Annotated in this window: 30 protein-coding genes and 1 pseudogene; 18 read left to right on the top strand and 13 right to left on the bottom strand. The window is 59.3% G+C overall.

Going from position 1 to position 25,709, the window contains the following annotated elements; translation table 11 throughout:
* The first annotated feature begins 207 nt into the window (after positions 1–207).
* From LB538_RS04070 to LB538_RS04040, 7 genes are all read left to right on the top strand, one after another.
* Complete coding sequence (locus LB538_RS04070; RefSeq protein WP_224527657.1) at positions 208–393, top strand: DUF3606 domain-containing protein; 186 nt, start codon at positions 208–210, stop codon at positions 391–393.
* A gap of 226 nt (positions 394–619) precedes the next feature.
* Positions 620–1,198 (top strand): EscU/YscU/HrcU family type III secretion system export apparatus switch protein, encoded by a 579-nt coding sequence (locus LB538_RS04065; RefSeq protein ID WP_224527654.1) that lies wholly within the window; start codon positions 620–622, stop codon positions 1,196–1,198.
* Between the two features lie 380 nt (positions 1,199–1,578).
* Positions 1,579–2,799 carry a sedoheptulose 7-phosphate cyclase gene (locus tag LB538_RS04060; RefSeq protein WP_224527651.1) on the top strand — a complete coding sequence of 407 codons (1,221 nt, stop codon included), beginning with the start codon at positions 1,579–1,581 and terminating at the stop codon, positions 2,797–2,799.
* 124 nt (positions 2,800–2,923) lie between these two features.
* A complete protein-coding gene (locus LB538_RS04055; RefSeq protein ID WP_224527649.1) occupies positions 2,924–4,153 on the top strand; it encodes a 6-phospho-beta-glucosidase in 1,230 nt (409 codons plus the stop codon).
* Positions 4,150–5,226 carry an ROK family protein gene (locus LB538_RS04050; RefSeq protein WP_224527646.1) on the top strand — a complete coding sequence of 359 codons (1,077 nt, stop codon included), beginning with the start codon at positions 4,150–4,152 and terminating at the stop codon, positions 5,224–5,226. Before LB538_RS04055 ends, LB538_RS04050 begins: the two co-directional genes overlap by 4 nt.
* Positions 5,213–6,298 carry an alcohol dehydrogenase catalytic domain-containing protein gene (locus LB538_RS04045; protein WP_224527643.1) on the top strand — a complete coding sequence of 362 codons (1,086 nt, stop codon included), beginning with the start codon at positions 5,213–5,215 and terminating at the stop codon, positions 6,296–6,298. Before LB538_RS04050 ends, LB538_RS04045 begins: the two co-directional genes overlap by 14 nt.
* Before the next feature lie 7 nt (positions 6,299–6,305).
* Positions 6,306–7,124, top strand: coding sequence for a sugar phosphate isomerase/epimerase family protein (locus LB538_RS04040; RefSeq protein WP_224527641.1), 819 nt, complete (start codon positions 6,306–6,308; stop codon positions 7,122–7,124).
* 138 nt (positions 7,125–7,262) lie between these two features.
* Here the strand turns inward: LB538_RS04040 and LB538_RS04035 are convergent, their stop codons facing one another.
* From LB538_RS04035 to LB538_RS04010, 6 genes are all read right to left on the bottom strand, one after another.
* Positions 7,263–8,261, bottom strand: coding sequence for an NAD-dependent epimerase/dehydratase family protein (locus LB538_RS04035; RefSeq protein WP_224527639.1), 999 nt, complete (start codon positions 8,259–8,261; stop codon positions 7,263–7,265).
* Positions 8,258–9,136: an NAD-dependent epimerase/dehydratase family protein gene (locus tag LB538_RS04030; RefSeq protein WP_224527637.1), complete on the bottom strand. Its 879-nt coding sequence runs from the start codon at positions 9,134–9,136 to the stop codon at positions 8,258–8,260. Before LB538_RS04030 ends, LB538_RS04035 begins: the two co-directional genes overlap by 4 nt.
* On the bottom strand, positions 9,133–10,047 hold the full coding sequence (locus LB538_RS04025) for a sugar phosphate nucleotidyltransferase (RefSeq protein ID WP_224527635.1): 915 nt from the start codon (positions 10,045–10,047) through the stop codon (positions 9,133–9,135). The genes LB538_RS04030 and LB538_RS04025 overlap by 4 nt, the downstream gene beginning before the upstream one ends.
* Positions 10,044–11,237 carry a glycosyltransferase gene (locus tag LB538_RS04020; protein ID WP_224527901.1) on the bottom strand — a complete coding sequence of 398 codons (1,194 nt, stop codon included), beginning with the start codon at positions 11,235–11,237 and terminating at the stop codon, positions 10,044–10,046. The genes LB538_RS04025 and LB538_RS04020 overlap by 4 nt, the downstream gene beginning before the upstream one ends.
* Positions 11,237–12,100 (bottom strand): class I SAM-dependent methyltransferase, encoded by an 864-nt coding sequence (locus LB538_RS04015; RefSeq protein ID WP_224527633.1) that lies wholly within the window; start codon positions 12,098–12,100, stop codon positions 11,237–11,239. The genes LB538_RS04020 and LB538_RS04015 overlap by 1 nt, the downstream gene beginning before the upstream one ends.
* Before the next feature lie 940 nt (positions 12,101–13,040).
* Positions 13,041–13,706 carry a hypothetical protein gene (locus tag LB538_RS04010; protein ID WP_224527631.1) on the bottom strand — a complete coding sequence of 222 codons (666 nt, stop codon included), beginning with the start codon at positions 13,704–13,706 and terminating at the stop codon, positions 13,041–13,043.
* Positions 13,707–13,922: 216 nt separating this feature from the next.
* Between LB538_RS04010 and LB538_RS04005 the strand changes: the two genes are divergently transcribed.
* A complete protein-coding gene (locus LB538_RS04005; RefSeq protein ID WP_224527629.1) occupies positions 13,923–14,777 on the top strand; it encodes a DUF4747 family protein in 855 nt (284 codons plus the stop codon).
* A gap of 523 nt (positions 14,778–15,300) precedes the next feature.
* Here LB538_RS04005 and LB538_RS04000 read toward each other — a convergent pair.
* Complete coding sequence (locus LB538_RS04000) at positions 15,301–16,260, bottom strand: IS1595 family transposase (protein WP_224527628.1); 960 nt, start codon at positions 16,258–16,260, stop codon at positions 15,301–15,303.
* 147 nt (positions 16,261–16,407) lie between these two features.
* Here LB538_RS04000 and LB538_RS03995 point away from each other — a divergent pair, with 147 nt between their 5' ends.
* From LB538_RS03995 to LB538_RS03975, 5 genes and pseudogenes are all read left to right on the top strand, one after another.
* Positions 16,408–16,998, top strand: a complete 591-nt coding sequence (locus LB538_RS03995) for a hypothetical protein (protein ID WP_224527626.1) — start codon at positions 16,408–16,410, stop codon at positions 16,996–16,998.
* A 14-nt stretch (positions 16,999–17,012) separates the two neighbouring features.
* Positions 17,013–17,276, top strand: coding sequence for a hypothetical protein (locus LB538_RS03990; protein WP_224527622.1), 264 nt, complete (start codon positions 17,013–17,015; stop codon positions 17,274–17,276).
* A gap of 5 nt (positions 17,277–17,281) precedes the next feature.
* Positions 17,282–17,974 (top strand): annotated as a pseudogene (locus tag LB538_RS03985) (SOS response-associated peptidase).
* 185 nt (positions 17,975–18,159) lie between these two features.
* The gene (locus LB538_RS03980) at positions 18,160–18,453 is read left to right on the top strand and encodes a hypothetical protein (protein ID WP_224527618.1); all 294 of its coding nucleotides are present in this window, start codon (positions 18,160–18,162) and stop codon (positions 18,451–18,453) included.
* A complete protein-coding gene (locus tag LB538_RS03975; protein WP_224527615.1) occupies positions 18,450–18,695 on the top strand; it encodes a hypothetical protein in 246 nt (81 codons plus the stop codon). The genes LB538_RS03980 and LB538_RS03975 overlap by 4 nt, the downstream gene beginning before the upstream one ends.
* Positions 18,696–19,181: 486 nt before the next feature.
* Here LB538_RS03975 and LB538_RS03970 read toward each other — a convergent pair whose 3' ends face one another.
* Entirely contained in the window at positions 19,182–19,493 is a 312-nt protein-coding gene (locus LB538_RS03970; RefSeq protein ID WP_224527613.1) for a hypothetical protein, read from the bottom strand.
* Positions 19,494–19,893: 400 nt separating this feature from the next.
* On the opposite strand from LB538_RS03970, the gene LB538_RS03965 reads away from it, so the two are divergent.
* Positions 19,894–20,529 carry an outer membrane protein gene (locus LB538_RS03965; protein WP_224527611.1) on the top strand — a complete coding sequence of 212 codons (636 nt, stop codon included), beginning with the start codon at positions 19,894–19,896 and terminating at the stop codon, positions 20,527–20,529.
* 203 nt (positions 20,530–20,732) lie between these two features.
* Here the strand turns inward: LB538_RS03965 and LB538_RS03960 are convergent, their stop codons facing one another.
* Complete coding sequence (locus LB538_RS03960) at positions 20,733–20,831, bottom strand: putative RiPP precursor (protein ID WP_224527609.1); 99 nt, start codon at positions 20,829–20,831, stop codon at positions 20,733–20,735.
* Between the two features lie 307 nt (positions 20,832–21,138).
* On the opposite strand from LB538_RS03960, the gene LB538_RS03955 reads away from it, so the two are divergent.
* The 3 genes from LB538_RS03955 to LB538_RS03945 are packed head-to-tail and all read left to right on the top strand — an operon-like array spanning position 21,139 to position 22,438.
* Positions 21,139–21,606, top strand: coding sequence for a hypothetical protein (locus LB538_RS03955; protein ID WP_224527607.1), 468 nt, complete (start codon positions 21,139–21,141; stop codon positions 21,604–21,606).
* A 39-nt stretch (positions 21,607–21,645) separates the two neighbouring features.
* On the top strand, positions 21,646–22,080 hold the full coding sequence (locus LB538_RS03950; protein ID WP_224527605.1) for a thermonuclease family protein: 435 nt from the start codon (positions 21,646–21,648) through the stop codon (positions 22,078–22,080).
* 13 nt (positions 22,081–22,093) lie between these two features.
* Positions 22,094–22,438 carry an excalibur calcium-binding domain-containing protein gene (locus LB538_RS03945; RefSeq protein ID WP_224527603.1) on the top strand — a complete coding sequence of 115 codons (345 nt, stop codon included), beginning with the start codon at positions 22,094–22,096 and terminating at the stop codon, positions 22,436–22,438.
* A gap of 117 nt (positions 22,439–22,555) precedes the next feature.
* On the opposite strand, the gene LB538_RS03940 is transcribed toward LB538_RS03945, so the two are convergent.
* The 4 genes from LB538_RS03940 to LB538_RS03930 form a co-directional block, all read right to left on the bottom strand.
* Positions 22,556–23,380, bottom strand: coding sequence for a zinc ribbon domain-containing protein (locus LB538_RS03940; RefSeq protein WP_263482268.1), 825 nt, complete (start codon positions 23,378–23,380; stop codon positions 22,556–22,558).
* 77 nt (positions 23,381–23,457) lie between these two features.
* Positions 23,458–24,312 (bottom strand): recombinase family protein, encoded by an 855-nt coding sequence (locus tag LB538_RS03935; protein WP_224527601.1) that lies wholly within the window; start codon positions 24,310–24,312, stop codon positions 23,458–23,460.
* Positions 24,309–24,437: a hypothetical protein gene (locus LB538_RS29150; RefSeq protein WP_263482269.1), complete on the bottom strand. Its 129-nt coding sequence runs from the start codon at positions 24,435–24,437 to the stop codon at positions 24,309–24,311. Before LB538_RS29150 ends, LB538_RS03935 begins: the two co-directional genes overlap by 4 nt.
* Positions 24,438–24,808: 371 nt before the next feature.
* Positions 24,809–25,207 (bottom strand): hypothetical protein, encoded by a 399-nt coding sequence (locus tag LB538_RS03930; protein WP_224527599.1) that lies wholly within the window; start codon positions 25,205–25,207, stop codon positions 24,809–24,811.
* Positions 25,208–25,453: 246 nt separating this feature from the next.
* Between LB538_RS03930 and LB538_RS03925 the strand changes: the two genes are divergently transcribed.
* Entirely contained in the window at positions 25,454–25,681 is a 228-nt protein-coding gene (locus LB538_RS03925; RefSeq protein WP_224527597.1) for a helix-turn-helix domain-containing protein, read from the top strand.
* The last annotated feature ends 28 nt before the right edge of the window (positions 25,682–25,709 follow it).

The following is a 25,709-nucleotide window of genomic DNA, read 5'->3' as shown; positions in this document are numbered from 1 at the left end:
GGTCAGCGCCGGCTAACCTGGCCTTTTCAAGTTCGTCCAAAGCCGGTCGGGGTCAACCAGAGCCCGTTGGAAAAAGCAGAGGATTATAAACCGCTATCTGTCCGCGATCATCCGTCCAGACCGTTTGATGCTTTGCGCGGTGGTCGTTGATAGCATCAGGAACTTTCCGGCAGCGCCGCTGTTCTCGCTGACCAGGAGGAATGAGCAATGTCAGATGACAAAGCCAGTCGAGATTTTCGCGACCGTGACCGCGTGTCGGCGGAGGAAGATTACGAGGTCCGCTATTTTGCCAAACAGCATCGGATCAGCCCCGAGCAGGTTCGGGATCTGATCAGGGAACATGGCAACGATCGAAAGACGTTAGTGCGCGAAGCGAGAAAGCTCCGCGGTTGATCAGCGTTGGCCCGAACCAGCAACATTTTCCGGCGGCCGACGCAGTAAGGTCACGCGCCGGGAACCCGCGCTGCCGTTGGCGTTCTTTCGGTTCGGCGGCCGCGGCCGGCATCGTCCGCCGCACACTGGGCTTGAGGGGAAGAGAAATGCCAGACGATCACAGGAAGGGCGCTGCAACCGCGGGCGTCGATATCCACATTGAAGATCTGGGAGAAAAGCGGGTATCTTGCCCGTCAGTCGTAATACGCCTCTTCGTCTTCGCGCTGATCATATGGCTGCAGCCGTATTCGATGCGCCGGGTTGCGGTCCGTCATGCCTGGGGCTGACGCCGCTGGGAATCGCTGCCGGCCTGGCTTTCGTCGTCATCGGCGTGATCGATGTCCCTATTCAACGCTGGCTGTTTCTTCGCGACATGCGCATGACTACAACCGAGTACAAGCGCGAACACAAGGATCTCGAAGGCGACCCCTTGATCCGCCATGAGCAGCAGCGGCAGCGGCGCGAAGCGGTGATACGGCCGGCGAAGCTGGGCGTGAAAAACGCGGTTATCATCTTCGTATCCGGCGACCGGGCCGTGGCGTTGCGTTACATCAGGGGCGAAACGCCGGTCCCGACGGTTGTCGCCAAGGGTCAGGGGCGCGTTGCCAACGAGATAACAGCTCAGGCGCGCCAGGCCGGTATTCCGGCGGTCGAGGATAACGCCCTTGCCGAAGCACTCTTCGAGAACACCAACATGGGATCATATATCGGCCAGGAGATGTTTCCGCCGGTCGTTCGCCATCTCGTTCGGCATGGCCTCACCTGAGGCCGGGATCGCCTGCAACCAGCTTCAATGCGAGCGCGACGTCACCGGAGGAGGCGCAAAGACCCGCAGTGCATTGTTGGGCTGCCCATAGAAATCGATCCGCGTCGCCTCGCTTCAGATTGGTAAGGGTGCAGCGATCCTCAAGCAAAGTTCTTGAGTACCTCGTAACAAGCTAAGTGATTTCGCTCATTGCCTCGATTTGAACAACTGCATTTCCGCTCGCCAGTTGCCGGTGGCACCTTCCACAAATTGGCGCATCCGTCGAACAGATGAGGCCGAATATATTCATGCAAAGTATAATTCGAATTACACGGAACGAATATTGCTGGTTGCCATCAAATATGCTGTTGAGACATTCCGCATAGCCCTTGAGTTCGATCATGTGGACACCCACCGCAGAGCAGCTTTCCCTCCGGTCTTCCCGCGACCACACCTTCAATGTCGCTTTTTTTGAGGGTCTTCACTCGCCGGATTTCTGCGATTGGATCGAGGCCCATGCCCGCAATCGGACTGTGTTGGCGGTCACCACCCCTACTGTCGAGGGGCTCTATGGCGACGAAATCCGTGCAGCCTTCGCATGCGTCGGTTTGAAGCCGTCCTGGCTGGTGTTGAACTGCACCGAGCGGACGAAGACCATGAAATCGGTACTGACCGTTTGTCGCGCAGCGTCTGACGCCGGGATTGATCGCCAGGGGACGTTGGTGGCGATCGGCGGCGGCGTCTGCTCAGACATCGTTACCCTGGCGGCGTCGATGCTACGCCGGAGTTTGTCTCACCTTCGTATCCCAACCACCTTGATTGGGCAGGTCGATGCCGGAATCGGACTAAAGGGCGGCGTCAATTTCGGAGAGGGCAAGAACTACCTTGGTTGTTTCCACCCACCGGAGGCTGTCGCGGTGATCCCGTCATTGCTCAAGACCCTGGGCGTCGATACGGTCAGGCAGGGGTTGGCCGAGATGGTCAAGATCGCCTGTACCTCCGACACAGATCTCTTCCGCATGATCGAAGAGGCTCGAGGAGGCGGGCTGCAGTCCTGGGTCCTCAAAGGCGACTCGTTGGCTCACGAACCCATCCGGCGGGCCATCGCTGCCATGCTGCGAGAGCTTTCGAAGAATCCCTTCGAGGTCACATCCTACGAGAGGGCGGTAGACCTGGGTCACACGATCGCCCACCCGCTTGAAGCTTCGACCCATTACGAACTTCACCACGGCTTTGCTGTCGCGATCGACCTCGCTTTCTCCAGCATCCTGGGATGGTACCTCGGTTGGCTCAGAGAGGAAACGGCCCTGCGCATAGTCGATCTGCTGGTGGCAGTTGGCTTGCCGATCTGGCACGAGGATCTAAACGAGGACTTGGTCTCAAGGTCGTTTCGGGCCGCCGCCAAGCATAGAGGTGGAAATATTAATATGGTGGTGCCAACCGACCTTGGCCGGTATCGCTTCCTCAAGCGGGAAGATCAGTGCCCGCCAGGATTGATATCAGAGGTTTTGACATATTTGCGCGCTCGGAGCTGGCAGGAAGGTATTTCGAACAGCAGTTCCGCTCACTACGCGGCGGAACTTCCTGCTGAGGAGAATCTGGCCAGGATTGGCCTACAATGAGCGTCGGGCCTTTCCCAAGGCAAGGTCCGGATCGGATTTCAGTTCATGGCGACGGCGGTCCATTCGCCGATCGGCTGCACATGTCAGACGAGGAAATCACCTACGGCTCGTTCTGGATATTCTGATGACACGGGTCTCGGTCCTCGGCGGTAGTTCGCCCTTTACGGTGGCCCTTGTCGATGCGATTGAGGCAAACAAGGCATTAACCCCCCGGCTGGGCGAGTGGGTGCTAGTGCTCCAAGGGCGCAACGTCCAAAACCTCAATGCGGTTGCACACTATGCCCGGCACCGGCTGGGAGCATTCGGAACCTCGGTCGTATCCACAACGGACTTCGATGCGGCCTTGACCGATGCCGACATCGTGATTGTCCAGACGCGCTTCGGTGGGCTCGAGGCAAGGGTCGGTGACGAACTCTTCGCTTGCGAGTTGGGATGCCAGGCTGACGAAACGTTGGGGCCCTGCGGTCTGCTCTCTGCCTTCCGTCAAATGCTGCCGGTAGACGATCTCGCGATCCGCATGAAAGCAATCTGTCCCGGTGCCTTTGTCGTGAACATGATAAACCCGCTGAGCCTGACAACTGCCATGATGCTCCGCCACGGCTTGGCAGTGGTCGGCATCTGCGAGCTTCCCCTTGCCACGCTCCAGGCTTTCGCGAGGGCGCTGCGCATTGAGCCAGCCGAACTTCACTGGAATTACCAGGGCCTCAATCACAGAGGGTTTATCCCCATGGCCAGGACCGGCGACGGAGATGATCTCCTGCAGCGCGTCCTCCAGTTGGCCCCAAATCCGGCGACGCGGAAGTACCGGGACGATATCCTTCGCCTTGGCGCAGTTTCAACGAAATACTTCGCCTTTTTCGACGGCGCGTCTGTGCACGAAAAGGGTCGGGCGGCAGCATTAATATCTCTCAGAGATGCAATTGCCAGGGAACTTGTTGCGGATCCTACACAATGCCCGGCGCAAATCGCAAAGCGTGACATGCCTTGGTATGCGCAAGCGGTCGTGCCGCTCGTCGCCGCTCGCGTCGGAGCGCAGAGCTACGATGCCACCATAAATGTGGCGGTGGATGGACTTCTCGTTGAGGAGCGGCGAGCCCACGTTCTTGGCGATCGCATCGATATTATCGAATCGGCGCCAGCGAACGGGCCATTCCGCGACTGGCTCGCGGCGTTCGAGCATCATGAACGATTGTCCCTGGCGGCGCTCGCCGATCCAACGCCAGACACGATCGGCGCGGCAATCGAAGCCGATCGGATCACGCCTTCCGACAAAGTTCGGACTGCCGCCGCGCGAATTTTCCGAATGTGGCGCGACACTGCCCGCAACGCGTCAACCGCGGGAGGCCAGCAGTGAACGACAAGGAGATTGCCGTCTTTGATATCGGCGGCACGCATTTTCGCTCAGCGCTGTGGTCAAATGGACAGTTGGGCTCAGTAACGCGACGACCTGCGATCAATTACCTTAACACGGCCCACCACAGCCCCGTCGAACTCCAAGAAGCGTTGGCCGACTATCTGGTGACCGAGACTGAGCGCCTGCAGTTGGAGAGCGAAAACCCCATAAAGCATGTCGGCATCTCACTTGGAGCACCTGTGAACGCCTGCAGTGGCTGTGTACTGAAATCTGGCCCTCTATGGGGCCCCAGGTCGGGATCCTTCGAACTGCAGGCCGCGTTGACAAGCCGTCGATTGGACATCCGCTGGACGGTCGCGAATGACGTCACCGCTGGACTGGTATCCCACATACAGACCTGCGATCCTGGGAGGGATTCCCGTATCCTGTTCGTTACGGTGAGCACCGGAATCGGATCGAGGCTTTACGATTTCGCGCGAGGCGGCGTGCCCGTCGATCCCGTACACGGAATACAGGGCGAAATAGGCCATCTCAAAGTTGAGGCTTTCTTCCGCGGCACACGTCTTAAGTCTACCTGCGACTGCGGGGGATGCGACCATCTGAATGCCTATTCGTCCGGACGAGGTGTGTTGAAACTTCTGCGCGAGCTGTCATCTCTTTCCCCGGAGGCGCTTGCGGTCTCGACGATGGCCGCGGCACGGGACGAGGACGATGACACCATGCTCGCGGCGTTCTCGCGTGGTGTTGCGAGCGCTGACGCCCTCGCCTTAGACGTCCTCGCTACGATCACGCGGCCGCTCGCAACTATTTTCTCAGCCGTCCTAACACACGATCCGCTGCTCGGTTCAATTGTTCTCACTGGGGGTGTCGTGGATGCACTCGAACCAGCCTATTCGGCTAGCCTTGATCGGCAATTCCGCAACCATGGATTGTACCAGATCACTGAATGCGATTCGTCCTATTTTTCGCGCCGGCTCCGAATCGTCTCGCCCGGGAACCTGTCTGGACTAATCGGTGCCGGCCATCTTGCCGAGATGGCGGCTGAAGGGCGAAACATTCATGTTTTCCGGTGATCGGATTAACTTGGCGCTATCGAAATCACACATCGCTCTGGTGCGGCCGCCGGGCATAGGCGCTCCGAAACTCACACAGGTCCGGGCACCCGTAGTACAACCGGGGGACATTGTATGCCGAACCCTCGTAGCCGGCGTCTGCGGGACCGACCTCCAGATTCTGCGCGGCATCCGAGACGATCCAGCTCGGATTCTTGGCCATGAGGGGGTCGCGATTGTCGACGAAGTGGCTGCGAAAGCGGACGAGCGCTGGCTAGGCACCACGATTGCCGTGAACCCGACGCCAGACTGGGGCGCCGCTGAACTCGGCCATACGCTCGACGGGATGATGCAGCAGCGCTTCCTCGTGCCTGCCCGGTTGCGGAGCTTGGCCGTTTCGTCGCCCGCAGAACTACCTGCCGATCTCGCCATTCTCGCTGAGCCACTCGCATCCGTCCTAACTTGTGGAAGCATTCTCAAGCAGTTTGCGGAACCGATCAGTGTATTGGTGGTCGGACGGGGCACGATCGGCCAACTGCTTCGTCTTACGCTTGGAATTGCCTGCGAGTCGGTTCGGGATGTCTCAGTCACAGGGACGAAAGAGACGGCACAGATCGAGCACAGAGCATTCGACACCGTGATCCTTTGTTCCTCGCGGCAGGATGCAGCCACTGCTCTTACTATCGGCCTCAGCGCCTTACGCGACGGTGGCATCCTCTATCTCTTTGGCGGTCTCCCCTCTGAGGGTCGGGATCCGCGCCTGCCCGGGGTCAACCTCAACGAAGTCCGCGCGCGACATACCGGCGGACGTGCAGGTCGGCCGTTTGTCGAGCAATGCCAAACCACTATCGGTCACAAGCGGGTGCGGATCGCGGGGCACCGCGGTTCATCCAACGCGATGCTGACCCGGGCGATGCTCGATCTCTGCGCCCGCCCCGGCGCCTATCGGCCGCTTCTTACGATTGTGACAGACCCGGAGGAAGCTGTCCGCACATTGCACGACGCTGTGGGCACTCCGCCGGTTAGGTCTTGGACCAAGCTTGGGATCGACTTTCGGAGGTGGCGAACTTCAACGAACTCCGTTGACGAGTAACGTGCGTATGGCTGTCTCACACAGTATCTATCGACCACAAATCGGAGTTGCGCTGTGGAAGGTGGGGGATCGGGGTCTGGCCGGCTTCGCAACTGCCGCCGCTGCCGGTCTCGATTATGTTCATGTCGACTTGGGTGGCCCGAACCGCGGTCCCGATCTCACCGATGTCCCGGTGTTGGAGAACTTCGCCACAGCGTCGCGCCGTTTCGCGCTTCCAATCACCGCCCTTGCTGTGAATCGGCTCAACGATCTTGGCCTGACTGCGCGGAAGGGCAGCAAGGAAGCGCTGGAAGTCCGGCGAAGTATCTTGCATGCGATTGGAGTGGCAGACTGCCTGCGGGTGCCCAGGATTATCATTCCGGGCTTTCGCCAGAGCCTCATACGCACGCCTGAGGACATGGCAAGAACAGCGGAAGTGCTGCGTTTCGCACTTGGCCCTGCGCGAGCCGCAGGGATTACTTTGGCCTATGAAAGCGCGCTTAACTTCGAAAGAACACTCCAGATCTTTCAAGCAGTTGGTCAGCCGGGCATATGCATACAGTTTGACACGGGCAATCCCGCCATTTATGGGCACGCCGCAGCCCCTATTTGGGCGCGACTTGCTGACGTCGTCTCGCTGGACGTCCACCTCAAAGATGCTTCGGTTCACGGCGATGTGCCGCTGGGCGACGGTGTTGCCGAGCTAGAGCTTACGTTTGCTGCGTTCTCGCGCCAGGCGAGGCCTACATCATTCACGCTCGAGGGCGACTATAGCGACGATGCTGGAGTTCGCATCCGACGAGACCTCGCCCGGCTGAAGATATTCATCAGCAGATCCATGTTGTAGGGCATTGGATGGCCTGATGGCGCTCGCTGCGAACAAGACGGTAGGCGCATCCCCGAAGCACTACACTAAGCCTTCGCGCGGCGTTCAAGGCACACAACGCAGTGCTGCAGTCGCAGTAGGCCCGAAGCATACGTACCGTCACGCTTTGGTCACCAGGTCCAGATAATAGTGCATCACGTCCCCGAGGCTCTGCCGAAGTTCGACACGGGGCTCCCAGCCGAGCGCGCGCAGCCGGCCGACGTCGACCACCTGCCGCGCCATGTCCACTGCCCGCCCCGGCAATTGCGTCAGCGCCGGATTGCCGATCCTCGCCGCAGCGATGAGCAGATCGTAGACGGCCGCGATCTGCGTCTCGTGCCCCGACGCCACGTTGTAAAGAACATCACCAGAGGCGGTGAAGCCGATCGCAACCAGCGCATCGGCCACATCACGCACGTCAATTAAGTCGCGCCAGGCGGTCAGCGGACCGAGGGCCATGCCATTACGGCGCCCCGCCATCAGCTCGGTGATTTGGCTGGCAATGCGGCCGGCAACATGACGCTCCTCCTGGCCAGGACCGACGACGTTGAAGACTCGCGCAACGCGGCCGTCGATCATTCGCGCTCGAGTTGCTATCCGCACGATATCCTCGCTTGTACGCTTGGTCGCGGCGTATAGGTCGATCGGCTCCGTAGCACCAGTTTCGACCAGCGGCAGGCCCCCGCCGCCGAGTTCGCCGTAGATTGAGCCGGAGGATACTAGCACGAGCACTGCGCCGCGCCCCGCAAGCGCATCACAGAGGTGGCGCGTGGCTAAGATGTTGTTGGTCACAAGCCGATCGAATGGTTCGTCGCGCAGTGATCCAGCAAGATGGAAGACAATGTCCGGCGCCCTTTCCACAATCAGCCGCGCTGTCGCCGCTGCATCCGACAGGTCGGTCTCAACATAGGCATAATTCGGCCCGTCGGGCACAAGGCATTTTGGCAGCGGTGCGGCGCACTCGTCACCGCCGGGATAGATGGTGTGTGTAAAGTGTGTCTCATTACCTGGCGACCGCCCAACGCCAACCACCTGGCAATCGCCGCGATCACACAAAGCGCGCACCAGATAGCGGCCAATGAACCCTTGCGCGCCGGTGACCAGGATCGTTTGGGTCACGCCATCTCCCTCAGGCAATCACGCACACCATCGGCTAGGGCGACCTCCGCCCTCCAGCCGAGCGTCTCGTGCGCCAGCGACACGTCTGCGACGAGATGCGCGATGTCGAGGGCGCGCGATCGGTCGCCCTGCCCCTCGACAATCAGCGCGTCCGGCCCGCCGCCGATCCTCGCAAAGAGGGTCGCGAGCGCGGCGACATCGATCCCGGTGCCGGAGGCCATGTTGAGCGTCAGAGAGCCCGGTTCGTTGCGCGCGGCAGCCATCAGCAATCCCCGCGCCAGATCGTCGACATGCAGGTAATCGCGCGTCGTATCCCCCGAGAAGACGCGCATCGGTTGTCGCAGGCGCGCCTGTGCAGCCAGCCGGCCAACCAGCCCGTTGGTGCGCATCCCCGGGCCGTAGATCGAGAAGGGCCTAACAATGGTTGCCGAGTCCAACGCCCCTCGCCGGACGGTACCCGAGACGAGTTGCTCTGCCGCCGCCTTTGCAGCGCCATAAGGCGACAGTGGGCGGAGCGGCGCGCTCTCCGGCACGTGGGCGCTGTCCGGACGACCGTATACCTCTGCCGACGACACATAGACGAAGCGCCGCACGCCGATCCGCTCTGCGGCGGCCAGCACCGTTGCAGTGCCGAGTACATGCGCACGCGCGAATGCCGCCGGTGCGTCGAAAGAGGCTGCAACGGCACTAGGCCCAGCAAGATGAACGATGGTGTCAATCCCCGTGAACAAGCTCTCCAGCGCCGGCTGGTCGCAAATGTCGATCCCCCCCGCTTCGCCGTCGATCGGGCCGACATGTGCCACGCAGGCATCTGCGCCGATCCGGCGCAGCACCGCCCGGCCGATAAAGCCGTTCGCACCAGTAATGCCGATCACGCGCCCCGCCTCCTTGCGACAAGGCGACGGCGCACCGGGTCCGGCAACTCGTCGCCGCTGAACGTACCCGCCGGGCCGACATGGACCCGCAGCACGCCAGCTTCTGTCATCGCGTCGCAGACATAGCCTCCATTGCCGCCCGCTACCCGGATCTCGCGCACGATCTCCCCCGGCCACCACGCTTCGAAAGCAGCATCCCGCTGGAGCAGGGCTTCGGCGGCAGCTAGCTTGGCCGCGTCATTGACGTCGATCCATGAGGCCTGGTGACGATAAAGCCGCACCGCCTCACCATCATTCACCAACCAATTAGCAGCATCCACCAAGCCAAGTGGCTTACCCTGCGGCAGGCTCCTCAACGCAGCAGCAGTCACAACCGCCAGCCCGCTGCCAACCAGGATTGGATATACCGGCTTTTCGCGATAGGCGGTGAGCAAATTGGGATCGTCCGCGTCCATCTCGAGCGCACCATAGGGCATGCGGAACTGCTCCTCATGCGCCGCCAGCGTCATGGCTGCGCCAGATGCCCGGTGCGCGGTAGCCAGCGCCGCCAGATCGAGCGTGGTGAGATTGTCCGCATACACCACCAGCACGTCGGCGGCGTCGCCCGACAGCATTGTTGCTGCACCGAAATTGCCCAGCGGCGCCTCCTCAATCAAGGGCGCGACAGCCACACCGATGCCGGCGGCGCGTGCGGCGAAATCGACGATCCTATCCGCTTCACGTACTGCATCGGCACGGGTCAACGCGACGAAGATGTGTCGGCACCCGCCACGCGCCATCATCCAGATGTTGCGCTCAAGCAGACTGACCCCGCCGACCTCGACCAACGGCTTGCGCCCGACTACGCCGGAAAGGGCCATGCGCTCACCCTGCCCACCGGCCATGATCAGGCCAGTCCATGCGCCGCTCATGACGGGATCTCGATGCCGGTACGACGCATCGCTGCCAACGTCGTCTCCACCATATGCTGTCGGGTGAAGCCGGACAGGAACCGGCTATAGGCGGCGGTCCGCAGCCGCTCGGCTAGGCCAGGTTCGCGGATCATGCGCTCCAGCGCATCGGCCAGCAGTACTGGCGCGCGCGGCGGTACCACCAGGCCTTCAATTTCGGGTCGTAGGAAATCATTAACCCCGACGTTGTCGCACGCAACGATCGGGCATCCCGAGGACGCCGACTCAAGCAAGGCGGTCTGCAACCCCTCGCGATACCAAGATGGGATGCAGGCGATGTCCGCTCCGGCATAGAGGGCGGTGATGCTCGGCTGGAACCCGATGAACGCCACGTCGGGATAGGATCGCGCCTGCGCCAGTTCCGCTTCTGTCAGCGCGTCTGCGCGTCCGCTCATCGGGTTCGAGGTAAAGACCATGCGGTGCGGCACGCCCCGTTCAGACAGGATGCCCGACGCGGCGGCGGCGTCCAGCACGCCCTTGTCACGCAAAAGCCGCCCGGGAACGAGTATCGTCGGCCGCGCGCCGACCGCGCGCACTTGCTTGTAAGGGAAGTCGTCAGGCATGACGCCGCAGCCGCCGGTAACGATCACGCGGTCCGGTTTGACGCCGGTGCGCCTGATCAGCTCGGCTTTGTCCTCGTGATTGTGGACAATGACGATCGCCCGCCGGTCGGCGAAGACGAAGCGGTATACAATACAGATCAACCGCGTCGTCAGGCTGTCGCGCTGCGCCGCCGAAAAGCACGCGCCCAATCCGGTGACCAGGTAGATTGCATGCCGATTGCTGAGCCGGACCCATGGCCCGGCCAGCAGGATCGACAGCGCCGACCAAAGGATGAAAACACTGCCCGGGCTGAACAGCGCCGCGCGCGCCGCCATCAAGCTCGCGCGCGCCAGCCGCAGGAGACTTGGCCGCCCGCGATTGCGCGAGAACGGCATCGTCCGCGTCACGATGCCCCGCGCCAGGGCATTCCGTGCGGCATCGATCGTCGCCCTGGAATCCCAGCCGGCAGTGGCAAGCCCGTTGTCGTCCGGCGACCACACTTCCACGGCATGACCGGCCTCGACCAGCGCGGTGCTGACATGGTTGAAATCAGAAATCCAGCGCGGCAGAGCCGTGACGACGATGACGATGCGTCGTTCCTTGTACATCACGCACTGACGGTCTTATGCCGTGCGGCGACGAACGCCGTTTGTGGGCCACCCATCGGGAGCCAGCGGCCTATCCCATAGCGTAGAAACATGTGCAGTCGGTAGTAAGGCGCAGCCGCCCAGCCGCGCGCAAGAGGGGCGGGGCTATCCGAATCCACGGCGACGCGCCGGCTGCCTAGAACCGTACTAAGTGCAGTCGAAAGCCCGACCGGATAGCGTCGCATCGCTATGAGCTTTAGCCCGGCCTCGTCGAGCAAGCGCTCGATTGCAGGCGCATCGAAGAACCACATATGCGTCGGCATGTTCGGCCGCCCGACCAGCCGCTGCCAGAAGGGCGACAGATTTGAAAACAACCCGACTTCGAAGCAGACCGTGCCTTCAGGTCCAACCTTCGCCGCTATCGCCCTTAGTGCAGCGACCGGATCGGGGAAGTGGCTAAGCAAATCCACATGGAAGGTGGTGTCATAGCGCCCTTCGGGCAAACGGCTGTCTTCAATCAGAGCGCGCTCGACCGTGATGCCAAGGCTGCGTTCGACCCCCGTGGCGCGCTCGTCCGACGGCTCTACCGCCTCGACCGTAAATCCAGCTCGCATTGCTGCCGCCGTGAACTCGCCATCACCGCAACCGATCTCAAGAAGCCGGCCACCTTTGGTAAATCTCTTCACCCAGCCGACGCGCGCACGTGCAGGGGCCGAGTAATAGACGCGGTGGTGATGATCGATTGTTGCGTCCACGAAGCATGCTGGCAGCGGATCGATATAAATGACACCGCACGCGCACTGTCGTCCGCTGTACTCCCGTTCGCGCACCACCACCGGACCGGAATTGGTGCGGCAGATTGGACAGGCACCCGTTCGCAGCACGCTATCGCCCTCCTATGGTTCGTCATCGTACGCGCAACAGGGTGGTTCTTCGACATCCATCTGGATGATGTCGCCTCACGTGAGAAGTCTCTTTTGGAGTGGATAAGACGAGCCTGATGCGGATTGGATCGCACTATGTGGCAACGATTAAGAGCAAGGGGACTTTAGTTTCAACGGTCAAAATGATGCCTGCCGCCAAGCAGAGCGGGGCTCGGCATTCTGCTATCAGAGACACCGCATCTTGTTGGAAGACGAGTGTGGAAAAAATAAACGTCGCCGTCGTAAGGCTTTCGATCACTTTTATCTTGGGTTTGCGGCTGGATCCATGGCCGATGCAATGTTCTATCGGCGGCGGTTCGACAGGGGGTGGCGTCTTAATGAATGATGCTTTGGACAAGCATTCCCGGACGAGATCCTCATTGAGGCGGACATCCGTTATGGGATCGAGCCAAATGAAATACTCGATGTCTATCCCCTTCGACGCGCTCGACGTTGCTACTTGAGAAAGCCATGTGCCCTGAACTGGCCGTTGGCGAAGCGTTCAAGGCTAAAGGGCGGAAGGTCTTCACGACACCCAATCCTTTTTGGCTACGCTCAACTTCGGGTCGGTTTTTGAACTGGTCCCGAGTCCGACTCGCCGCAAGGGTCAATCTTAGCGAAGTGACGATCAGCGATTTTGACCGTTTTAGGAAACGCATCGCTACAACATCGAGACAATGCGCAAGGCGTTGGAGGACGCCGGAATCGTCTTCAATGTCGAAGGGAGGCCAACGCTTGCCCGCTCTGAAGGTGCTAGCGGCCTACCTACCGACAATAGAATGTGGTGCGCGGTCACCGACCGAAGAGGTATTTATTCCTAACTACATACTTGACGTACCAAGATTGAAAATGTCTACTGAGTCGCGACAGGCCGGCACTAAAATTTCCGATGCGGTAGGACTTACGCCTGACGTTTTGGCGTCTTCTGTCGCTTTGGTTTCGGAGTGGCTTTCTGAGAACCGTGATTGGATTGAAGCTGGAGGGTCAGGTGATCTTGACTGTCTGGTCCGCGACCTAGCCAACCATCTGCGTCAGCGCTGCGGATCGCCTCAATTGCAGATTCCCAATGGGATCGAGCCGCCGCCCACTCATGGATAAGCTCGACAACTGTCTGTGTTTGCTTGTCCAAAGAGGACTTAGTGTAGGTTACCCCCGAGCCGCGCAATCCACCTTTTCTTGCTGCCATTCGCATCCAGATTGGTAGATCGCCGCTATCCAGCTTAATTGCCATAGGCTGACTGTGCACTATTGGAATACGGGCTTCGGCATTGGCCTTGGCCGTCATGTTGACGAGTTTGTCAAAGCGAACTTCCCAGTCTTTTGAAATTGCACGCCAGACGGCACCTTCCTCGCTTCGCAGCATTTCAAAAAGGGCATGCACCAAATCCAATTTGGCACGCATGGCGAGATTGGCCGTGACGATCATGCCAGTTCGCAGTGTGGTGAATAAAAGGTCGTGGATTGCACTGTCGATCTCCCGCTCTAACGCGCCCCATGCGATAATGAAGCGACCGACAGCACGTTCTACTTTAACGTCGCGCGCGGGCAAAAAGGGTGCATCACTCATGATGATAGGCTCCGATAAAACCACGGACCAGGAAAAGGGCGACGAGGTGTTGCGCCGCCTCTTGAAAACGCCGCCGAAGCCGCATCAGAAGGCAAGCTCTGAACACGAGTCGAATGAAAAGACCAAGCGCCCTCGGAAGGCAAAAAAACCAATAGCAAAATAGTACTTGCAACGCCACATCAGTACCGTACCCTCTCTCGTCACGCGGAGGGGGACATGACAGATCGAATTGTACCAGTCTACATTCTTAATATAGCTGCAAATCCGCATGACGGAGACATATATTCCAGAGCGCTGGAGCGAGCCTCACGCATAATCGTCCGAGCGAGAGGAAGTGACTACGCCAAAATAACTCTACCGAAGCGGAACGATCGATATAAGCGCATTCTACAAGGCCAAATTCTTATTTGGACCGAAATTGATCTAGATGGACCATGGCTAGACCTAGACAAAGGAAGTGAAATCGATCCCGAATTGCGGGAGAAAATCTCAATTCCTCCTAATGCGCGGCCTAACTTTCGGGCCTTTGATTACGTCTTCGATGAACAAAAACACCAATTGTATTTCGAAGCTCGAAACGACTTGGATCAAACTGTAGGCGCTACCGTCGTATTGCGAATTTTCTCGGGGATTCTCAACCGTGAACTAATGGGGCCTGATTGGCCCGAGATTGAGGTAACTCTAGTACCAACCCATGATGCGATAGAGCGCATTTTAGCTCTTCCACATCTCAACACCTTGATGATCCGGGTCGGCAGGCCGAACCCGGATGCGGCATCCCCTGAGGCCGTCGCCAGAGTGAATGCCAAGCTTGAAGCGCTGCACGCTCAAAAGTTAGAAATTAGACTTCGCAAGGCAGCTGACGCTGCACGGATCACCCTAGATCCGGAATTCCGCGAAATTGCCGATGTCGGGGCGGACAATGGCCTGGTGAAGGGCGAAGGCAGATATGCCGATGGTTCTAAGGCCGAGCTTTCGACTCGGGATCAGCCCAGAAAGATTGAGATTAACATGGCGAAAGGCGACAATTTCTTTGCGCGGCTTATTTCAACGATATCTGGCCTGGTCTGAGTTCGGGGCATTTGCCCGCGACTTCTGCCATTATTGGCAGATTTACGGACGATGGCGCGCGCTATGGCGCTCTCCGGTCTCTCATTTCGCGGTCTTGTCTGTAGTCATAGCAGCTCTGACTGGTCGCCTAGCGTCTTGGTCGCCCAGTGCTATTGCGAGTCTCCCAGCTCTCTTAGGTTTCTCTCTTGGCGCAATGGCGATAGTTCTCGCCTTTCCAACCACCAAAATGTTTTCAATCCTTGCTGAAGATGGGCGGGAGGATTCCTACTATATCGATCTCGCCTCAAAATTTGTTCATTTCATTCTGTTTCAGACACTAGGATTAGTTTACGCGCTCGTTATTCCAGCTGGCGTCTGTTTCGTTTCAGACGCCATAGGATTTTGGCTTCTCGTCTACGCCGTGTGCATGGGTTTGGTAGTTGCAGTATCGCTGTTTGGAACAGCGAGGCTGTACAACCATCCGGGTGCTCAAGACTGACGGTTTCGCTTCGCGCGGAGTCGGAGCAATTTCCGCGCCTTCTGCTTAAGCGTGACTGGCTTCGCCAATCCGCCGATAGGTAAGACGCTTGTCGCGGGCCATGCGGAGAAGATCGGCGGTGCGCTCTGCATCCGAGACTTTCAAAGCAGTGCGGCGATTATAACGGAAATCAAACTCGGCAAGGTAGCGGTGAAGATGGGCCTCCCCGCAATGTTGGTAGACGCCGACCATGCCGCGCTTGAAGACCGAGAACACGTTCTCAATCGTGTTGGTGTGGACTACGCGGTCGGCTTCGTAGCGAACGTATTCGCCGCCAGTATGCTTGACCGTGGCGTGGTCGGCGAACTCCTGTCCGGTGATCGGGTAGAAGTTGGACTCGTCGGTCATAAGCGTCGATTTGCGGTCGGCGTTGCGGACCAGTACGTCACGGACAGATGCAGTTGTGGCGCGCTCGATATGGAACATACGGGCTTTGCCGCCGCGCTCGACTAGAGCGACGATGGAACGCTTGGACGAATTAGACGGTTTGCCGCGAATGGTGCGCTTCTTGACCGTGTCCTTCGGCCCGAAATAGGTTTCGTCGGCTTCAACAATCTTGCCTTCGCCGCCGAGTGGCCCGGAAGACTTCACGTCTTCCTTCATGGCTTCGCGAATGCGGTGCGCCATGAACCAGGCAGTCTTATAGGTGACGCCAAGCATACGGTGGAGCTGGTGCGCAGACATGCCTTTCTTGGACGAGGCATAGAGATGCGAAGCCAGAACCCACTTATTGAGCGGGATTTTGGAGCGCTCGAAAACGGTGCCGACCGTCACGGAAAAGGGCTGGCGGCATTCGTTGCACTTGTAGACGCCGGGACGAGTGGACTTGCCGGCAAGCTTGGTGATGCGCTCGGGATTGGCGTTGCCGCAATGAGGGCAGAACGGACCATGCGGCCAATGGATGGCTTCCAAGTGTTCGCGGGCCTTGTCTGCGTCGTGGTAAATCTCGGCGGTCAGATCGAACATTGCGGTAACTCCTTGGGGTTGTTATCGCAAATTGCGTCTGGTACGTCAAGTATATAATTAGGAACATATTCCTGCCTGGTCAGGAGACTCTTGACTCCAGTGTTCTCATTTTGTTCACTGATACCCTGACAGCCACGGAGGCCGGTCATGGATATTATGATGGACGCCAGGGGAGCCACCCCTGAAGAAAAACAGCGCGGTCTCGCCGCAGCACGGGCCGTGATCGAGCAATCTGGCTTGACGGCCGAGGAAGCGGCGGAAGGCTCATTCGCAGTCGAAGGCTGGGATGAAATGGGTTTCCCGCCTGACCAAGAGCCATCGGAAGACGAGTATGCCGCCGCTGAGATTTGGTGGGCGGCCAGCAATGCCGCAATCAAGGCGTGTTGCGAAGGGTGGCCCGACGAGAAGCGCATGCAGGTCAGTGGTCTGCAGTTGCTTCATAATCCGGATGCGCAGCTCGCCGACCGCACCACTGCACTCCGCCGGATGCGCGCCATCATCCAGGCCGAAGACGGCAAGCACGAATATCATGACGATAGGATCTTCTTGCTTGCTCTCGCCGCCACTGCTGAGGTTCCGGATAGTTCGGAAGCGCAGCAACTCGTCAGCGCCGTAACGGTTGCCTATACGTCTCTGTCGCTCGCAGGGTTCCACCCAAATGAGCCTATCGAGCCAAAGCGCCAGGCAGTGCTCGACGCGATCGACGCTCTTGAAGCGGGATCAGCGCCGCTCAATTGAGAAAGGCCAATTGAATGTCCACGCAGGTCCTGCCAGAGCAGAAAAAGCCGAAGTTGATTGTCGTGGTCGCATTCGACCGCGGCGACGACGGCGAGCTGTTTCCTAGGTACGGCCCAGCCGATCAGCAAAGCGAAGAGCGGGCGATCCGAACCGCCAAAGCACTGGCTGACAAACACGTTGGTGTCATCGCTTGGAGCCGGGATGCCGATCCGGCGCTTGGGGACTACGGCCCGCCAAACACTTTGTTTGTGAGCGGTGATGTGCCCGACATGGAGTGATAGACATGTGTGGGCGCTACACCCGATATCTGCCTTGGTCGGAAATCCATCGCCTCTATCGGCTGACGGCGCCGGCCGATGTCGGGCGCAACGATGCGCCGCGCTGCAACATCGCGCCGACTGATGAGGTGCCTTTCATCACCGCCGCAGATGACGGCAACCATAAGGTTCGCTCGGGCCGCTGGTGGCTAGTGCCGTTCTGGGCGAAGGAAATGCCGAAGGCCGCCACCTTCAACGCCCGTATCGAAAGCATCGACACCACGCCGGCGTTCCGCGACGCCTTCAAGTCGAAGCGCTGCCTGATCCCCGCCGACGGCTTCTACGAATGGACCAAAAGCCCGGCAGACGGAGGCAAGGATCCATGGCACATCTTCATGCCCGGCCATGCTCCGTTCTCCTTCGCGCGGCTGTGAGCTTACAACAGGACGCTGGACATCACGAGCTGCACGATCATCACCGAGCCCGCCGGCGAGCCGATGCGCCAGCTTCATGACAGACAGCCGTTGATCCTCGATCCAGCCTACTATGACGCCTGGCTGAATGCGGAGACGCCGGCAAGCGACCTTAAGGATGTGCTGTCCCACGACATTGACGGGCAGCTTCAATTCAACCGCGTCGGACGCGAGGTGAATTCAGCAGCGATTAACAAGCAGCCCAACGATCATTCCGGCCTTGCGGGACCCATCAATCCGCTATGAGCGACGAAATTAGACTTCCATGCCCCGAATACGCTACGCCGGCTGGCGTCCAGCACTACGTTTGCGAGCACGAGTGGCTGCAGCAAGGATGCCGGTTGGGGTTTTGCCAAGCCGAAGCAGGCGCCGCACTGGTTCTGCTTTGAGCATAGGGCTGAAGGCGAGCACTTCCTGTAGGAACTTGACCGATGTCCCGTCATCAATTCGTGCACGAACTGGAAAGCACCGCCGACCATATCGCAGACGCTTCTCGGGCCGATTTGCAGGTGCTGTTGCGTCGGGCCGCGCTGCTGATCAGAAACGCCGGTGGGGTCAGCCTTGATCCCCGCACCGACGACGCGCTGAGCAGCCTGGCGGCCGAGATGGGCACTGCCAAGCCGGATCTGGTGGAAATGATCGTCGGCGAATGGCTCGTCGCCAACGCTTATCTGCCGGTGCCGCGACAATTGGACGAAGAGAGCACGGTGGACGGCAACGGATGATCAGCGGACCGAGGCCCGAAGGCGACTACCCCGACCGAGAGGTTGACTGCCAGGAAGCAATGGAGCCCGGCTTTGAGGCAATTGTGGACTGCATGATTGAAGCAGGATGGGTGCGCGGCGAAGTGCTGCGCTTGCTGCGTCGGCTGATTGCGGCCGACAATATGACCCAGAAGGAAAACGCCAAGGTCGAGGCAGAGCTTGCCATTGCTCGGGCGATGATCCGGGCCGGCAGGCAACTTTGATGGAAATGGCAGTTCCGATCTACATAGGCGCGATCGGCTAGCGAGCGCCCGGCCATTTCCCCTAGCGCTTCTTCGGCTGCGAGGTGATTTGCTCGATTGGCACCTTGCCACCAAGCTCCTTTGCAGGCGGCGGCGCGTTCGGGTTTGAGCAAGCAGGGTTTGACGATTCACACGGGTAGGGCCTATCGCCCACGCCGCCGTAACGTTCCACGAGTTTTGCGAATCCGTAGGCGAAGGCGAAGAGAAGCGCCAGGACAACCGCTATTCGGACTGCCATACAGGATTTTAGCAGCATCTCGCGCCGGATTTGACCAGCTACAGGTAGAATGGAGCTTCTGCGATCATCCGCTGATGCGATCGGCGATCAATTCTCTTCGCGAAAATCCCGAAGCGAGGACACTGCACCCGGCCAACGACCCCCGGCTTCAGCCACTCGGGGCCGCTCGCTGTTGTAGTCCCCTAGCTACAGCCCGCCGCTTTGGTCAATTAGCGGCGGGCTTTTTGTTCCGATGTCTTGCGCTTCGGTGCCACATGGCTCGTAACCAGCCGCACAGCACTGCGCTTGACCGTAATCCCGAGATCCTTGCCGCCGACCGTTACAGTGTCATCATCGACCCGCAGGACTTCGCCAGTTAGCTCGATCCTCTGGCCACTGCTGATGTTCGGCGAGGTGTCCACGATCGAATGCGGCTGGTGGTAGGAAGGGATCAGTACGGCGACCCTATCCTCCGTGACGCGTTTGCGGATCGTTGCGGTGATCGCAACCGTATCGCCTACCTTGATGTTCTCCTTAGCCATGCCATGACTCTGGCGCGGCCTGCGGGTTCGTCAAGCGACTGCTAATGTTCGCCGATAGCCCGCCGCCGGTGTGCCCCACACCTAGCGACGGGCTAAGGGTGGCCGGCGCCTCTCGTTGGGGAGATTGCCTAAGTGTGGAGCGGCTGAGCCGCCAGCGTAAAACACACGGCTCTCGGAACGCCTGTCCAAGGCAACCTGCAGCCGCAGGGTAAAGGCATTTGGGATTTACTGCTGCGCTTGCGAAGCGTGCTGGAAAGTGTGGCTTCCACGCATCTCCCGAACAATATCCACGCCTTTGAACTTGGCGGCGTTGACAATCGATGCGCTTCGGCGACATCGCTATCTCACTCGGGTGGTGACCTTGGGCCATTCATCCGAAAGGCAACAAAGGGGTATTCCCGTGAAACAGATTCTTCTCGCTACCGCTCTCGTCCTAGCTACCAGCACCGCCTATGCGGCTGACGTATTGCAGGAGGCGCCGGTTGCTGCTTCCTATGACTGGACCGGCGCATATATTGGCGTGAACGCCGGCGGCGGTTTCGGCACGTTCAGTCTTGATCCTGCCGGCGGCGGCCCTGGTGGTTTCGATCTCAGCTCGAGTGGCTTCCTGGGCGGCATTCAGGCCGGTTACAACTGGCAGGTTGGCCAATTCGTCTACGGCGTGGAAGCCGACATCCAGGCTTCCGACGTTAAGGGCGAGCTATCGTTCGGCGGCCCCTCTCTGGAAACAAAGGTTGATTGGTTCGGCACGGTGCGTGCTCGCATTGGCTATACGCCCGTCGACCGCTTCCTGGTCTACGGCACTGGCGGCTTGGCCTACGGACACGAAAAGGTCTCTGTCCCTGGGGCCGACTTTTCCAAGACCAAGGTCGGCTGGACCGTTGGTGCGGGCGCTGAATACGCTTTCACCGACAAATGGTCCCTCAAGTCCGAGTATCTTTACACCGACCTGGGTAAAACGACGTTCGACGACATCGGTGCTGAAGTCAAAGTGCCCTTCCACACCGTTCGCGTCGGTCTGAACTACAGGTTCTAATTTTTCGGCGGACCTAGCAGAAAGCCCCGGCAGATTTGCCCGGGGCTTTTTGTTTGCGCGGCAATCTCAATCCGCAGCGGGAGCAGGCACCGAATCGGGCGCATGCATCGCGGCAAATGAACCAGCATCCAACGTGCTTGTTCCAACAAAAAAGCCCGCCGACCGGAGCCGACGGGCGATTTCAGACTGTCCGCGGCGTTCGGTCAGGTCGGCGGCACGACAACGACAACAGACGGCCCTGCAACGACTGCGGAAAGCCTTCCCTTGTGAACCAGCGTAGGCTTCTCGTAGGTCTTCTTCATGGGAATTCCCCCTTGGGTGGATGATCCCTCAAAACCCGATGAAGCTGATCGTGCTCTTGCTAGATGTCAAGAGAGCAGAAGCTTCTCAAGAAACAAAGCACAGCCGAGCCAGGTGGGGCTTTTCCAACGGGAAGAGCGGCCATGAGCAGTTATCACTCCCATATCGACAACGGCAAATTCATCTCTGGCAACAAGGCACCGGTCGGCTGCCGCCCCGCGCTCTAAATGAGTTCAAGATGCGATCTCCGAAACAAAAATTGTAGACACGGGCTACGAAATTCCCCCAGTATCGGACGGGGGATAATCAATGAAGGCGACAGCAATTATTTCGAGCGCGGCTTTGTTCCTGGCCGGCTGCTCGACGAGCACGAATATTTCTGACGGCCAGTTAGCTGCTTTGGACACCAACGCGCTTTGTCATGCGCTCGCAAGCAGCAGAGACGAGCAGTATCGAAGTCGAGTTGCGGCGCTTCTGGTTCGGCGTGGTGCAACGACCGAGAAGTGCCTCCGGCTCATACAAACGGACAATGCCGTGGCGACTGGCATTGCAGTCGGAGGACTGGCCGTGGCCGCCGGTGCTGCAGCAAAGAACGGCGGCGGAGGCTATTACGTCCCACGACCGCAAGCCTACGGCGTGGCATGGGATCAGTTTTACGGCCCGAACTATAGCCTGATATGGAGGTGCCGGGACATGGCGACCGGTCAATTCGTCTACGACTACAATTGCGCCGGCATGCCGATGGTCGACAGCACCTGGCCCGGATGGTCGGCTTAAAGCAATGGACAGGTCGCGCTACGACAATCGCTCTGAGCAGTGGCGCAAGCGCACCGGCGCAAAGCGCTCCCGAACCTTGCGTGGGCGAGCGTCCCGCGGCGCCTCGTCTTCGTCACCGTGGCCGCAGCCGGCGCCTTGGTCGCGCTCACCGCGATGCGGCATAGCGACAGCTTACACGAGGTCAATCTGCAGAACTTTGTCAGCACCAAGCCGGCGCCGATCACCGGCGTCGCATCGGTCATCGACGGCGACACGATCGAAGTTCACGGCCAGCGGATCCGCTTCAACGGCATCGACGCGCCGGAGAGTCGGCAATATTGCGATGACGCCAAGGGCTTCGAATATCCGTGCGGCCGGCGATCGGCCGAAGCGCTGGATAGCTTCTTGGCGGCTTCGCGGCCCGTGCAATGCACGTTCGTCGAATGGGATCGCTATCACCGTTTCGTCGGCGACTGCCGGCGCGCCGGCGGCTAGCGTGGCGGCATGGATGGTCGAGCACGGCCAGGCGGTCGATTGGCCCCGCTACAGCCACGGCGCCTATGCGGCGCAACAGGCGAAAGCAGAGGCGGCAAAGGTCGGTATATGGATCGGCAAATTCGAAGCGCCTTGGGACTGGCGCGCGTCTCACGCCGACGGCGCAGCGCCGTCGGGCCAGCCGCTCGGCATCGTGAGCCGCAAACTAGTCGCGCAGAGCGGCTATTCATGCGAGCGGCGGCAATACTGCGCGCAGATCGGGTCGTGCGACGAAGCCCAATGGTATCTGCACAACTGCTCGTGGGGCCGGAAGCTGGATCGGGATGGTGACGGCGTGGCGTGCGAGACTCTTTGCTGAGCTTCGGAGGGCATTCAGATGTCGCTTAAGGTTCTGGCTCGTGGAGGCCTCACAATTGCGTTCTGTATACGTAGCGCGACTGCAGGAACGTCGGCACCAGACGAGCCGACAGTGGTCTCATGCAATTTTGAGCACCTGCCCCCCATGCTCTTGACCTTCCGCGGTGGCATGGGAGCCATAGCAAAAGAATGCCACTTCAATAGTGGGTGTCGCGATGTAGCGGTCTCCCGCTACCACTTCAAACCCACTATCGTGCCCAACGGCCGCATCATAACGGTCGCCTGTTGGGGTGGGCTTTCCAGTGTACCGTGCGGTAGGGAACGCTACTCCGCCAATAAGGGCGGCAAGCTTGCCTTTGACCTCGATTTCGAAGCCTTCGCGTGCAGGTTTTGGGTGCAACGTAACGCTGTGAACAAGCTGCCTAAAATTTTGGATGAGCGGGCCACGATCATCTGGGGCCGTCGCGTGGTCGGCCAACGCCTTTGAAAGGCCATCGACGGTTTTGACATACCGCTGCAAGGTGGCCGGGTGGAGAGCCACGGTTGATGGCGGCTCATCGAGACCGCCGAATTGCCCCCCGATCAGAGAAAGCTGAGTCTTTAGTTCTGCGATCCGCTGCTTGGCATCCTCTTCAGCTATGACGCTCCTGATCACGAGGTCGATCGTGCGCTTAAGCTCGCCTTCTACCTGATTGCGTTTGCCTTCCAGGGCTGTCCGAATCGAGTTCGCCTGCGCGGCCAATCCCCGACGCTCCTGGTTATATTTGCGGATGTATGCCTCGATCAAGTCCGGCGCTTTCAACTGCTCGCGCATGCCATCGAGGACTGCCCTTTCGATCTCGGGCAGGTAAATAATGCGCCGGTTGGAACAGCTCCCGCTTTCGCGTACTGCCGAGCACCTGACACGCGTTTTGCCCGTCTTATCACGATCGTGAACCGACATGCCTGATCCGCAGATGCCGCAGCGCAGTAGACCGGATAACAGGTGCGCCGGGCGACGCTTGATATGAGAAGATGCGTTCACCCTCGCGACTTTGAGTGCTGTACCTTCTGCCACACTTCATCATCGATAATGCGCAGATGCGGAACTTCTTTCTTCTGCCACTGATCCTTCGGATTTGGCCTGGAGACGCGCTTGCCAGTATCGGGGTTCTTCACCATTCGAACCTTGTTCCAAATGATCCGACCGACATAGAGTTCGTTAAAGAGCAGTCCCACTCCGCGTTGGGCATTTCCGTTGATGGTGGAACCGTTCCAGCGTGTTCCTCGCGGCGGCGCTATACCATCGCGGTTGAGATCACCAGCTAGGTCTCGTGGGGTTCGACCGGCAGAATAGGCGTCAAAAATGCGCCGGACAACTTCTGCCTCCCGTTCGACGACTTCAAGTTCCCCAGGGCGGCCCAAGATAGGTCGATAGCCATAGGCCCGGCCCCCGGCGTGACGTCCATCACGGACCACGCCAGCCATGCCCCTCCGTACCTTCTTACCGCCATCCTCCCTCTGCATTTGACCGACCAGTCCACGAATACCGATAAGCACCGCATCCGCGATACCATCATGAACAGCCTGGATTTCGATACCGAGAAAAGAGAGCCGCTTGTGAAGACCCGCGAGATCCGCCATGTCGCGTGAAAGGCGGTCAAGCGCTTCCACGACTACCGTATCAAACGTTTTTTGGCCTGCCGCCTCCATCAAAGTCAGGAGGCCGTCGCGACCGAATAACGACGCTCCGGAGCGCGCCTTATCCTCATAGACGGCAACGACATCTAGACCGTTGCGAGATGCATAAGCGCGGCAAAGGGCAATTTGGTCTTCGGTGGACTTTTCGTTTTGAAGCTCGGTCGAAAAACGAGCGTAGATAGCGGCTCGCGTCATATCTTGGGAGCCTTCTCGGCGTGACGTGCATCAATCACGGGACTTCGGCCAATCAAAGAGTCGGTAGAAAAGAGATGATCGCGTCTGGCATCAGCGATGGCAAGCGCCTCGACGAACTCAAGCATGGCTTTGCGAAGCTCCTGCGGCGCCTCCGCAGGGGCGGTTTCGGGGAGGCAAGAACCATTGTCTGTATCTGGTACCGACTTCACGAAAGCTAGCATCGCGATGCCCAGCGACGAGCAAAGAGACGCGTCCCACCAATCGTGCAATTGGCACGCCGCAGCGTAGAAATCGGACGGCGGTCAACTTAACGAAGTTGGACGGCGATGTGTTTTCGCCACTGCGTTTATCACGAAGCTCGTTGCGGGGCGTCTCCGAGCTTTCCAACCTGCTTATGTCCGCACCATTCTCCATGGGAGAGGTGCCCCTGGGCTGGGGACCTGCGCCAATGACTGATACGATAAGTTTACAAGACAGGCTCATGCCGCTGGGAATCCTAGTCCGAAAGCGCCATCACGAGCTTGGTGGCTTCGTTCCAATGTCGCGCTACCTCAGCACGGGTAATGGTACGGTCCGGTCGACTGCGGCGTAGAGCTCCTGTGATTGCCTTCAAGTCTCGTAGGACGGAAGCGATATGCGGCCATGGGAAATCGGTGGGATCACCGATATCCCGGTCGGCGCCGGCGATCATCTCCAACTTAGCCACAATGCCGAGGAGCGACGCGGCGGGGAGTTCGGGTACAGTGTCCTGAAGTTTGAGCACCTCGGTCATGGCTAACACTTCGGCTTCACAAGTCACGACATACTGAGAACCTGTGACGGACGGCGGGGCTGATATTCGACGCGGTTCGGATGCGCCTCCAGTCAATACCTGAATTCCGGTATCGACCGTCATTCGCGTCTCCAACCGCTGCTGCACTCGACATAGCACCAGCGAGACATAACGGGCCTGTTGCCACTCGCCCCAGAGGGCCAAAAAGGGATCGAAAGAGCTGCTGACGTCGACTGGAATCTCTGAGGCGTCATTCATTTGGGATGACCACTATGCTGACGAAGGGGGTCTCACTTCATAGCACATATAATGGCGAATAGGAACTATCGTTCCTGGAATGATCGTTCCATTCGCGAGTTAGCTCTCTGGATGGACCTCAAGGAAATTTTCGCTGTGAATTTGCGGCACGCCAGGAACAGCCGGCATCTGACACAAGAGGAACTAGCCGAGCGCTCTGGTTTGAGTTCTCGCTACATAGGAGCGATTGAACGCGCTGACGTTTCGCCCAGTGTCACGGTTCTCGGACGCATCGCCGATGCGCTCGGAATGGAGCCGGAAGCTCTCATTCGCAAATCGCGAAGCAGTCATTTAGATTAGGGCCGCGCCTAGCCGCTCGCGAGCGCGC

It is taken from the genome of Mesorhizobium sp. Ca11 (genome assembly GCF_020165275.1).
In the GTDB taxonomy this organism is placed as follows: Bacteria; Pseudomonadota; Alphaproteobacteria; order Rhizobiales; family Rhizobiaceae; genus Mesorhizobium.
The sequence above is the reverse complement of the archived record's forward strand: the minus strand, read 5'-3'. Positions and strand labels throughout refer to the sequence as shown.